Annotated in this window: 11 protein-coding genes and 1 pseudogene; 4 read left to right on the forward strand and 8 right to left on the reverse strand. The window is 71.1% G+C overall.

Going from position 1 to position 10,157, the window contains the following annotated elements:
• The 4 genes from AB0M52_RS23940 to AB0M52_RS23955 all read left to right on the forward strand — a co-directional run.
• Positions 1–709: multicopper oxidase domain-containing protein (locus tag AB0M52_RS23940; protein ID WP_363957636.1), on the forward strand; the 709-nt coding region annotated here is incomplete at its 5' end.
• Positions 702–1,940, forward strand: coding sequence for a histidine kinase (locus AB0M52_RS23945; RefSeq protein WP_363957639.1), 1,239 nt, complete (start codon positions 702–704; stop codon positions 1,938–1,940). The genes AB0M52_RS23940 and AB0M52_RS23945, both read left to right, overlap by 8 nt.
• Positions 1,940–2,599: a response regulator transcription factor gene (locus AB0M52_RS23950; RefSeq protein WP_363957641.1), complete on the forward strand. Its 660-nt coding sequence runs from the start codon at positions 1,940–1,942 to the stop codon at positions 2,597–2,599. Before AB0M52_RS23945 ends, AB0M52_RS23950 begins: the two co-directional genes overlap by 1 nt.
• A 45-nt stretch (positions 2,600–2,644) precedes the next feature.
• Positions 2,645–3,388 (forward strand): MBL fold metallo-hydrolase, encoded by a 744-nt coding sequence (locus AB0M52_RS23955; RefSeq protein WP_363957643.1) that lies wholly within the window; start codon positions 2,645–2,647, stop codon positions 3,386–3,388.
• Positions 3,389–3,473: 85 nt separating this feature from the next.
• Here AB0M52_RS23955 and AB0M52_RS23960 read toward each other — a convergent pair whose 3' ends face one another.
• The 8 genes and pseudogenes from AB0M52_RS23960 to AB0M52_RS23995 all read right to left on the reverse strand — a co-directional run.
• Entirely contained in the window at positions 3,474–3,995 is a 522-nt protein-coding gene (locus AB0M52_RS23960; protein ID WP_363957645.1) for a hypothetical protein, read from the reverse strand.
• A 14-nt stretch (positions 3,996–4,009) separates the two neighbouring features.
• Positions 4,010–4,393: a hypothetical protein gene (locus AB0M52_RS23965; RefSeq protein WP_363957648.1), complete on the reverse strand. Its 384-nt coding sequence runs from the start codon at positions 4,391–4,393 to the stop codon at positions 4,010–4,012.
• 85 nt (positions 4,394–4,478) lie between these two features.
• Positions 4,479–5,246 carry an alpha/beta hydrolase gene (locus tag AB0M52_RS23970; RefSeq protein WP_363957650.1) on the reverse strand — a complete coding sequence of 256 codons (768 nt, stop codon included), beginning with the start codon at positions 5,244–5,246 and terminating at the stop codon, positions 4,479–4,481.
• Positions 5,243–6,358 (reverse strand): CapA family protein, encoded by a 1,116-nt coding sequence (locus AB0M52_RS23975; protein ID WP_363957652.1) that lies wholly within the window; start codon positions 6,356–6,358, stop codon positions 5,243–5,245. Before AB0M52_RS23975 ends, AB0M52_RS23970 begins: the two co-directional genes overlap by 4 nt.
• A 72-nt stretch (positions 6,359–6,430) precedes the next feature.
• On the reverse strand, positions 6,431–7,120 hold the full coding sequence (locus AB0M52_RS23980; RefSeq protein WP_363957655.1) for an alpha/beta hydrolase: 690 nt from the start codon (positions 7,118–7,120) through the stop codon (positions 6,431–6,433).
• A gap of 281 nt (positions 7,121–7,401) precedes the next feature.
• Positions 7,402–8,604 carry an MFS transporter gene (locus tag AB0M52_RS23985; RefSeq protein ID WP_363957657.1) on the reverse strand — a complete coding sequence of 401 codons (1,203 nt, stop codon included), beginning with the start codon at positions 8,602–8,604 and terminating at the stop codon, positions 7,402–7,404.
• 279 nt (positions 8,605–8,883) lie between these two features.
• Positions 8,884–10,062 carry a S8 family peptidase gene (locus AB0M52_RS23990; protein ID WP_363957660.1) on the reverse strand — a complete coding sequence of 393 codons (1,179 nt, stop codon included), beginning with the start codon at positions 10,060–10,062 and terminating at the stop codon, positions 8,884–8,886.
• 4 nt (positions 10,063–10,066) lie between these two features.
• Positions 10,067–10,157 (reverse strand): annotated as a pseudogene (locus AB0M52_RS23995) (ATP-dependent Clp protease proteolytic subunit); the annotation flags it as partial.

Genomic DNA, 10,157 nt, shown 5'->3' on the forward strand with positions numbered 1-10,157 from the left:
CGACAACGGCCTGCTGCCAGCGCCGGTCCCGGTCGACCATTTGCGGCTCAGCCCCGGTGAGCGGGCCGAGCTGCTGGTGGAGCTTCGCCCCGGCGAGCGGGTACGGCTGCGCAGCCGGCCCCCCGACCTCGGTGCCAACCTGCTCTTCGACCGGCTCGCCGGCGGCGACGACGAGTTCGACATCCTGGAGCTGCGCGCGGCGCGTGAGTTGCGCTCCGCTCCACCGCTGCCGGCTACCCTCCCGGCACCGCCCCGGCTGCCGCAGCCGGCCGCCGGCCGGGCGCAGCGGGACTTCGTCTTCGGCGACTTCCACATCAACGAGAAGGTGATGGACGCCGCCCGGATCGACGCCGTGATCCCGCTGGGCAGCACCGAGATTTGGCGGCTGCGCAACGATGTCGGGTTGCCGCACAACTTCCATGTGCACAACGCGGCGTTCGAGGTGCTGACCGTCGACGGCCGGCCGCCCGGGCCGGCGTGGCGCGGCCGCAAGGACACCGTCTACGTTCCACCGAACGCCGAGGTCCGGCTGCTCGTCCAGTTCGGGCCGTACCCGTCGCCGAGGTGGCCGTTCATGTTCCACTGCCATCTGCTGGCCCACGAGGACGCCGGCATGATGGGCCAGTTCGTGCTCGTTACGCCCGGCACCGACCCGGCGGAGGTCGCGCCACCGGTAACCGCGGGAGACAATAGCCACCACCATGACTGAGCACCGGGACCTGCGCCGGCTCGGCCGGGACACCGCGCTGGCGGCGCTGGTCGCGGTGTCGGTGTGTACCGTCACCGCCCTCGCGGAAGAGCCGGCGTCGCTGCCGGTCGGCCCGGCCGGCTGGATCCTCGGGATCGTCCTCGGTGGCCTTCAGTTCGCCCGCCGACGGCACCCGCTCGCCGTGCTGCTGGTCTCCACGGCGGCGGTCGTCGTCTACCACATGGTGGGTTACCCGGCGATCGGGACGGCGTGGCCGCTGCTGCTGCCCTTCCTCGTCGCGGCCGCCGGCGGCTACCTGCGGCACGCGGTGCTGCTCGCCGTGGCGTTGTTGGTGGGCAATGTCGGGTGGCGGATCCTGGTCGAGGACGAATGGCCGCTCGGGGTGCTGGTCGGCGAGGCGCAGAGCCTCGTGGTGGTCGGCCTGGCGCTGGCCGTCGGGGAGGCCGTCTGGCAGCGCCGCCGGTGGGCCGAGGAGGTGCGTCTGCGGTTGGCCCGGGCCGACGAGGAGGCGCGTCAGGAGGCCGAGCGGCGGTTGGCCGAGCAGCGGCTGGCCGTGGCGGCCGACCTGCACGACGTCGCCGCGCACAGCCTGGTGGTGATTGGCCTGCAGTTGCGGCTCGCCGAGGAGACCGTCGCCGCGGAGCCGGACGCCTGCCGGGCGGCGATCGGCGCCGCGCTCGCGGCGCACGACGAGGCCGTCCGCGAGACCTCCCGGACGGTACGCCTGCTCCGCGACGCGGCGCCTGCGCCGCTGCGGCCCGCGCCGACACTGGTCGACCTGGGCCGGCTTCCAGAGGTGGCCCAGCGGGCCGGACTTGACCTGCGGTTGGACCTCGACGGGGTGCGGGACGTTCCGGCGTCGGTGGCCCAGGCCGTGTACCGGATCGCCCAGGAGGCGCTCACCAACACGCTCAAGCACGCCGGCGCCGCCCGGGCGTCGCTCACCCTGCGACGGGAGGGTGGGTCGCTGCACCTCAGGTTTGCCGATCCGGGTAACGAGGACGCGGGACGTTCGAGATCGCCGGGCCGGAATGCGTCCGGCTCCGCCAACCCCGGGCAGGACGCGCTCGAGCCGCTGGTGCCCGGCCAGGCCGGGCCGCTGGCGTCGGGTGGGCACGGGATCGCCGGGATGCGGGAACGGGTGGGCAGCCTGGGCGGCCGGCTGGAGGTCGGCCCGGACGGCGGTGGCGGGTTCCGGGTGGACGCCTGGCTGCCGGTGGGGGACACCTGATGGTCCGGGTGCTGATCGCCGACGACCAGCCGGACGTGCGCTCCGGGATCCGGGCACTGCTGGAGCGGACCGCCGACATCGTGGTGGTCGGTGAGGCGGCCGACGGCGCCGAAGCGGTGCGCATGGCAGCCGAGCTGCGGCCGGACGTCGTACTCATGGACGTGCGGATGCCCGACCACGACGGCATCGCGGCCACCCGGCAGATCGTCTCGGGATCGCCGGGCCCGACGCCGCGGGTCATCGTGCTGACCACCTTCGACCTGGACGAGTACGTCTTCGGTGCGTTGCGCGAGGGGGCCAGCGGCTTCCTCACCAAGAACGTCGCCCCCGATGAGCTACGCCGGGCGGTCCGGTTGATCGCCGACGGCCAGGCGCTGCTCGACCCGGCGGTGACCCGCCGGGTGATCGAACGGTTCGCCGCTGGTTCCGGGCCGCCCGCCGGACGATCGACCGCCCTCGACTCGCTGACGCCGCGCGAGCGGGAGGTCGCGCGGCTGGTCGCCCGAGGGTTGACCAACGAGGAGATCAGCGTGTCGCTGTTCCTCAGCATCTGGACGGTGAAGACCCACGTGAGCCGGATCCTCGCCAAGCTCGGTGCCCGGGAACGGGCGCAGATCGTGATCGCGATGTACGAGGCCGGCGATCTGCACGTGCGGTAGGACGAACCGCTCGGCCGATGACGAGTCAGCCGATACAGTGCGGGAATGCGGCTCACGGTCCTCGGCGGGTGTGGCGCATGGCCCGAGGCGGGTCAGGCGTGCAGCGGCTACCTCGTTGAGCATGACGGGTTCACGCTGCTGGTCGACGTCGGCTACGCGACGGTGCCGCGGCTGTTGGAACGGGTCTCCCAGGATCAGGTGGACGCGGTGTTCGTCAGCCACGGGCATCCCGATCATTGCGCAGACCTGAACCCGCTGCTGCGCTCACGTGCCCTGCGGGACGATCCGCCCAAGCCGCTACCGGTGTACGCGCTGCCGGGTGCGCTGGATGCGGTGTTGGCGCTGGACCGACCCGGGATGCTTGATGCGACCTACGTGCTGCACGAGTTCACCGCCGGCAGCCGCCTGGACATCGGCCCGTTCCGCGCGGAGACCCGCCTGCTGCCGCACTGGGTGCCGAATGCCGGCGTTCGGCTGACGGTGGACGGCCGGGTGCTGGCGTACACCGGTGACTCCGGCCCGAGCCCGGAGGTGGTGGCGCTGGCCCGCGACGCGGACCTGCTGCTGGCCGAGGCCACCTTTGTGGATGAGGTGCCGGAGGACTCGCGGCGGGATCTGTCGAGCGCGCGCCAGGTGGGCCGGCAGGCCGAGGACGCCGGTGTCGGACAGCTGCTGCTGACTCATCTGCAGCCCGGTACCGATCCGGCGACCGCCCGCGCCGCAGCCAGCGACGGCTACCAGGGCAAGGTCGGCGTGGCCATCTCCGGCATGGTCATCGATCTTTCCTAGGCGGACGCGGCGAGTTCGCCACCCGACCACGCGCACTCCTGGGAGCTTGATGGCCAGCCGAGCCAGCCGGCGTACGGGCTCGGTCCTACACGCGGCCCTGTAGGACCTTGCCCAGTCGCATCGCGACCTCCTCGCGCCGGTCCGGGTCGCTGATGTTCGCCTTGATCCCGCAGAAGTCGCCGCTGCGGCACGGGAACCACAGCTCGCCGTGGAGGTCGGCGTAGGTGGCGCCGTCGCCGAAGCCGCTCACCGGCTCCCCAGCCTCGGCCACGGCCTCATACTGCCCGGCGGGCAGCACGGTGGCGTGGATCGCCTCTACGAGACCTTCCGTTTCGCCCGCGGTCGAGGTCCAGACGCAGCCGCCGAGCAGGTAGTCATGCTGGCCGCCGTCATTCGGGCCGATCGCCTCGGCGACATCGCCTTCGGGGAGGCGACCGCACTCGCCGTCCTGGAGCGGGGCCGCGTCGGTGGCCGGAAGCTCGGTCGCCGTACCAGGAGGACCCGCCGGGTTGCTGGAACTCGGACCGTCGTCACTTCCGCAAGCAACGACGAGGGCGAGTGCCCCGCCGACGACGGCGACCTGACCGAGTTTCCTGAAGATCTTCATAGGTCAACTCTCTATCAGTCAGGGTGTCCTCGCCACAGCCGGGCGAGGAGAACGAGTTCGACTGCGGTCAGGGTCAGCGCGCCGATCGCCCACCAGCCGGTGAATCCGGCGAAGACCGAGGCGAGTAACAGTCCGAGACCGAGGCCGCCGACGGCACCCAGGCCGAACAGGGTACGCGGCGGGTACGCCAGCGATGGCAGCGCTCGTACCAGCATTGCCAGCAGCCAGCTGGCGCCCGGCGTGAGCAGCGCGATGCCGACCAGGTCGAGTGCGGAGGGGCCGTGACCAGGGCCGAACTCGACCAGCCGTGGACCTTCCAGGCTGTTTGGCAGGGCCAGTACCAGGACACCAGCCACGGTCAGCACAAGCGCCGCGGCGAGCCGGTGACGCACAGACATGCGTCTCATTATCGGCGTCGTCGGACGCGCTGCCCATCCGCTCATCGGTAGGTAGGGCGCCGGCCGACCGATGCGGCCGGCCCGGTCAGGTCCCGAGGAAGGCGTCGGTGACCCGCTCGAACTCGGCGGAGTGCGTCCAGATGAGTGCGTGGTCGGCATTCTCGATGACGATCATCCGAGACCCGGGGATGCCGTCGTGCAGCATCTTCGCGTGGTGGATCGGTACCGCCTGGTCGTTCGCGGCGGCGACGACGAGCGTCGGACAGGTGATCTCGGCGAGTCGACGCCGGCTGTCGAACGCCATCGTCTCCTTCCAGGCGGAGATCATCAATTCGGGGTCCTGGTCCGCGATGATGGCGGCGAGCCAGTCGGCACGTTCCCGGCCGAGCTGTGACGCCGCCCGGCCGACGATCAACTTCGACAACCGCCGCATGCCGATGGCCTGGAGCACCAGCGGCAGCAGGTGGCCTTCGATCTTCTCGCGCCCGGTCGCCATGTTGTAGGCGAAGGTGCAGGCGAGCACGAGGCGGTCGCATCGGTCGGGAAAGTCGAGGGCGAGTTGCTGCGCGATCGCACCGCCCTGCGAGTAGCCGAGCACGGCGGTGGAGTCGATGGCCAGCTGGTCGAGCAGTTGCGACAGGTCAGCAGCGAGCCGGGCCGGCGCGTACGGCGGCGGAAGTTCCCGGCTCCGCCCGTGGCCGCGCAGGTCGGGCACGATAACTCGATGCCGGGCGGCGAAGTGCGCCATCACCGGTTCGAACATCTCGCCGGTGACCATCAACCCGTGCACGAGCAGCAGGGGCGGCCCCGATCCACGCTCGGTGAAGTAGAGGGCTGATCGTGCGGTGCTCATGGCATTGCCGGCTCGGCGCGCAGGCCGGGTTCGTCCGGGACGATCCGCGTCCCGAACGGCCGGCTCACTTCGCCGACCACGTCCGCCAGCCAGTGGACGTCGGGCGGGGCGGCGTGTTCGAGACGCATCCGCCGCATCCGCATCGGCACCATCCGCAGCCGCCGCAACGCGCCGCCGTCCGCGTCGAGGGTGGCGAAGTACGCGAGGCGCAGCTCGGGCCGGTACGACTCGTACCCCTCGATCCCTTCGTAGTCGTCGATCAGGTCGCCGCACCCGTACAGCACTAGCCGGCCACGGTAGATCTCCACCGGCCTCGGGTGGTGCGACGAGTGGCCGTGCACGACGTGCACACCGCCGTCGATCAGGCGGTGCGCGAACGCGACCTGCTCGGGGTCGACGTCGTACCCCCAGTTCGAGCCCCAGTGCACCGACACCACGATCAGGTCCCCCGGTCGGGCCTGCCGCCCTATCCTGTCGAGCAGCGCACCGGCGCCGGCTTCGGAGACCTCGGGCAGCAGGGCGACCCCGGGAGCCGTGCCGGTGGCCGCCCACCCCGGCGGAACCCCGCTGGACTCGGCGGCGACCGACCACACCAGCAACCGCCGGCCGGCAGCCATGTCGAGCCGGGCGGGCGCCCACGCCTCGTCGTGGGTCGGGCCGGCGCCCACCGCCCGGATCCCCGCCGCCAGGAGGGTGTCGTGGGTCTCGGCGAGGCCGTCGACACCGAAGTCCAGCACATGGTTGTTGGCCAGCGCGCAGACGTCGAGCCGGGCGGCGGTGAGGCAGGCGATGTTGTCCGGGTGCATCCGGTAGTGGATGGCCTTGCCGGACGCGTGGCTGCCGCGCCGGGTCACCGCCGTCTCCAGGTTCACCAGCCGTACGTCCGGGTGCGCCTCGGCCAGTACCGACCGGAGGTCACCCCAGGGCCAGGCGGGATCCGCCGGCCGCGGGATCGGCCCGCTGGCGGACTCGGCCAGCGCCACGTACTGCCGTGCGTCGCCCACCGCACGCTCGCGCAGCTCTGGGCTGCCCGGCCGAGGCAGGATCTGGTCCACCCCTCGGCCGGTCATCACGTCACCGCCGAGGAAGATCGTCAGGTCGCCGTCCGGCACCCTCCCACCGTAGGCACCGCCGCCGGCCGCGCACCCGAATCCGGAAGAAGGCGTACGCCTCGCCAGCCGGCTTCACGTGCCGAGGAATGCGGTCACGGCGGTGAGGTACTCGTGCGGTGCCACAGCGTGCACCAGGTGACCGGCCGCGATGGTTGTGAGCCGGGCTTCGGCCAGCCGGCGGGCGAGTTCGGCGACGTGTTCCTGGGGGACCGGGCTCGTTGCTCCACCGCCGATGAGCAGGGTGGGCGCGGTGATCCGGGTGACTGTCTCGGCCCAGCCCAGGCCCGGATCGTCGATCTCGGGTCGGACCTGCGCCACGACCTGCCAGTCGAAGGGCAACTGCCCAGCGGGGCGGTCGGGAAGCCCCGGTAGGCGAGGACGGGGGAACGGCACGTCCTCCAGCACGAGCCGGCGCACCTGCCGTTGCTGCTCGGCGGCCACCAGGCAGGCGACCAGACCGCCGAGGGAGTGACCGATCAGGTCCACCTCGCCGGTGCCCAGTTGGTCGAGGACGCCGATGACATCCTGGGCGAACAACTCCAGGCGGTAGGTGCCGGGCCAGTCACTGGCACCGTGGCCGCGCAGATCGACGGCGTACACCGTCCGCTCGGCAGCCAGGCCCGCCGCGATCACATCCCAGTCGCGAGCGGTCTTCCCGGTGGCGTGAAGCAGCACTGCGGGCGTCTTGTCCTTGTCGACGGCCGGCCACACCCGAAGCGAGAAGCGCAGTTCGCCGACCGTGATATCCCTCAGCTCAGGCATCCCTTGAGCCTCGTCAACCGTCGCCGCCGAACTCAAGCCGTTCCGCTACCGGCAGACGCGTGTCCATGTGGCACCGACGAAGGTGGAATCGCCTGACTCAACCTTCCACTCGTGGTGGTCGTGGCTGGGCCGGTGGAGGCTGTCCTCAGGAGCGTGATGTCACACAGAAATATTTATGTCTGTGTGACATCACGCCGATGAGGATTACGAAGCCACCGGGGCAGGTCGCACACCCCGGCCCCAAGCGGCGAAAGAACCCCTGGGGTCGGGTGCCGGCGGTGCTACAGCGCTGCTCGGGCCAGCGGTCGCCACGCGACGACGGCGATGACCGTCATCATCACGGCGGCGATCCAGAACGGCGTCGTGATCTCCCAGGCACTGGCGAGCACGCCGCCGAGGAGGGAGCCGAGCGTGGCCCCACCGAGGTCCAGTAGCGCGTACCCGCTGCCCACGCGGCCGAGCAGGTGGGACGGCACCAGCCGCTGGCGAAGCGACGCGACCGTGACGCCCCAGACCATGCCGTGGATGCTGAAGACGATCAGGATTCCTGCGGCCACCCAGGGCGACGTCGTCACCGCCAGGGTGACATGTGTGACCACCTCGACTACCAGGCCGGTACGCAGAACCGCCGCGCTACCAACTGCTCGCACGAGTCTGGCCGCGATCGCCGTACCGAGTAGCCCGCCGACCGCGAACGTGGTCAGCAGGAAGCCGTAGCCGAGGTCGGACAGGCCGAGGCGCTGTCGGCTGTAGAGCACGAACACCGCGAACGCGGCGCAGAAGGCGATGTTGCCCAGGCCCATGCTGGCGGCCAGGGTCCGCAGCAGCTGGTGCCGCCACAGCCACCGCATCCCCTCGATGATCTCGCCGCGCAGCGACGCACGGGGTTGAGGTTGCGGAGCGGAGGTCGGCCGGATTCCCGCCACCAGTGCCGCGGACACGGCGAACGTCAGGGCGTTGAGGCCGAACGGCGCGGCGGCGGCGATGACGAACAGCCAGGCGCCCAGCGGCTTGGCGGCGAACTGGTTGCCGATGGTGAAGGTCGCGTACAGCCGGGCGTTGGCGGCGGGCAGCTTGTCGGCTACGACCACCGACGGCAGCAGGGCATTCATTGCGGTGTCCGCGAGGGTCTCACCCGTACCGAGGAGGAAGACCACCGCGTAGATAACCGCCACGGTGACGGTCTCGGTCGCGATGGTGACCGCCAACGCGGCAAGGGCGACGGCACGCGCCAGGTTGACGGCCACGACGAGCCGGCGCCGGTCGAGCCGGTCGACATAGGCGCCACTGACCAGGGCGAACAGGAGCCATGGCAGTTGCTGGGCGAAGGCGGCGCCGGCGATCAGGGCTGGGTCGCTGCTGACGGAGGCCACCAACAGCGGCCCGGCCGCCATGGTGATGCCGTCACCGATGTTGGACACCGCCGAGGCGGCCCACAGTTTGGCAAAATCCGCGCCCAGACGCGCGGACAGCAGGGTACGCAAGAGAGCTCCTCGAGCCAGGAAAGGAAACGGTCGGCAAATGACCGCTTCGCGCGGCGAGGAGCACCACACCGTCGGAAAGCCCGACGGTGGACAGGTCAGCGCCCGGCGTGCTCTCGCGGCGAAGCGGGGACCGTCACCATGTCGAGGCGCATCTCAGCTCCCAACTGTCGATTGATTTCAGGGGAAGCGTAGTGCCGGCACAGCCGGCCGTGGGCCCCTGCGCGGCGAACCCCGGGTCCTGGGAAACCTCCACCGGACCCGGGGCGGTGCAGTCCTGACCTACAGGTTGCGCTTGTTGAGCAGCAGGTTCGGCGTACCGGAGAGGCTGCCGCCGACCACGCCGCTGACCCCGTTCGTCACGATCCAGTTGTGCACCGTGGCCTGGCTGGCGTCGCCGTACGTCGCCTTGTAGAGCGCGGCGGTCCCGGCGGCGTGCGGCGTCGCCATCGACGTGCCGTTCAGGCTGGCGGTGGTGGAGGTGGGGTAGGTGGAGACGATGGCCGAGCCGGGAGCGTAGATGTCGACGCACGATCCGGTGGACGAGTAGCTGGCCCGTGCGTCGGTGTTGGTGGTGGCGGCGACCACCAGTGCGGCGGTGAGGTTACGCGGCAACCGGTCGCACGAGTTGCCGCCGGTGTTGCCGGCGGAGGCGGCGAGGAAGACCCCGCTGTTCATCATGTTGGTCAGCGCGGTGGCCAGGGTGGCGCTGTAGGTGTAGTTCCAGGAGGCGTTCGCCACGGCGGGCTTGTTCGCGTTCCGGGTCACCCAGTCGACCGCGCCGACGGCGCTGGACAGCGTGCCGCCGCCGGAGCAGTTCAGCCACTTCACGCCGTAGAGCCGGACGTTCTTGGCCACCCCGTGACTGGTGCCGCCGATGGTGCCGGCGACATGCGTGCCGTGACCGTTGCAGTCGGTGTTGTTGCTGTCGATCGAGTTGTAGGCGAACTGGGCGCGCCCGCCGAAGTCGGGGTGGTTGGCCTGGATGCCGCTGTCGATGACGTACGCGTGCACCCCGGTGCCGGTCGAGTTGTAGGTGTAGCTGCGCGACAGCGGAAGGTTGGTCTGGTCGATCCGGTCCAGCCCCCAGGACGGCGGGTTGCTCTGCGTCGCGTCGACCACGTCGTATTGGATCACGTCGCGTTCGATGCTCAGCACGTCGGCGTTGTGCGCCAGTTCGGCGACCTGTGCCGCGGTGAGCCGGGCCGCGAAGCCGTTCACCGCGCGGTGGAAGTAGGCGCTGGGGGCGGCCCGCAGTGCCCGTACCGGCACCGTCGCGTCGGTGCCGGGCTTCATGGTGACGACGTACGCCCCGGGGATGACCGCGACGTCGGTCGCCGCCTGCGGAGTGGTGACCGGCACGGCGGTGGCCCGGTACGGGCCGCCCGCCGCCATCGCGGGTTGCGGCAGCGCGAGCAGGGTGGCGACGAGCGTGGTCGTGGTGATGCCGGCGGTGACCAGGCGAGTTCGGCAGCGCCATCCGCTTACCCGGGGTGCCCGCGGACAGCAGCACCGCCGCGGCGGAGGCCGCCTGGCCGAGGCAGACGGTCTGGATG

The sequence above is a fragment of the Micromonospora sp. NPDC051296 genome (assembly GCF_040682255.1).
Lineage (GTDB): Bacteria > Actinomycetota > Actinomycetes > Mycobacteriales > Micromonosporaceae > Micromonospora > Micromonospora craterilacus.

Coding starts and splice junctions, on each gene's coding strand:
- AB0M52_RS23945 (WP_363957639.1), top strand. CDS start 702: ATGACTGAGCACCGGGACCTGCGCCGGCTCGGCCGGGACACCGCGCTG.
- AB0M52_RS23955 (WP_363957643.1), top strand. CDS start 2,645: ATGCGGCTCACGGTCCTCGGCGGGTGTGGCGCATGGCCCGAGGCGGGT.
- AB0M52_RS23980 (WP_363957655.1), bottom strand. CDS start 7,120: ATGCCTGAGCTGAGGGATATCACGGTCGGCGAACTGCGCTTCTCGCTT.
- AB0M52_RS23970 (WP_363957650.1), bottom strand. CDS start 5,246: ATGAGCACCGCACGATCAGCCCTCTACTTCACCGAGCGTGGATCGGGG.
- AB0M52_RS23965 (WP_363957648.1), bottom strand. CDS start 4,393: ATGTCTGTGCGTCACCGGCTCGCCGCGGCGCTTGTGCTGACCGTGGCT.
- AB0M52_RS23960 (WP_363957645.1), bottom strand. CDS start 3,995: ATGAAGATCTTCAGGAAACTCGGTCAGGTCGCCGTCGTCGGCGGGGCA.
- AB0M52_RS23950 (WP_363957641.1), top strand. CDS start 1,940: ATGGTCCGGGTGCTGATCGCCGACGACCAGCCGGACGTGCGCTCCGGG.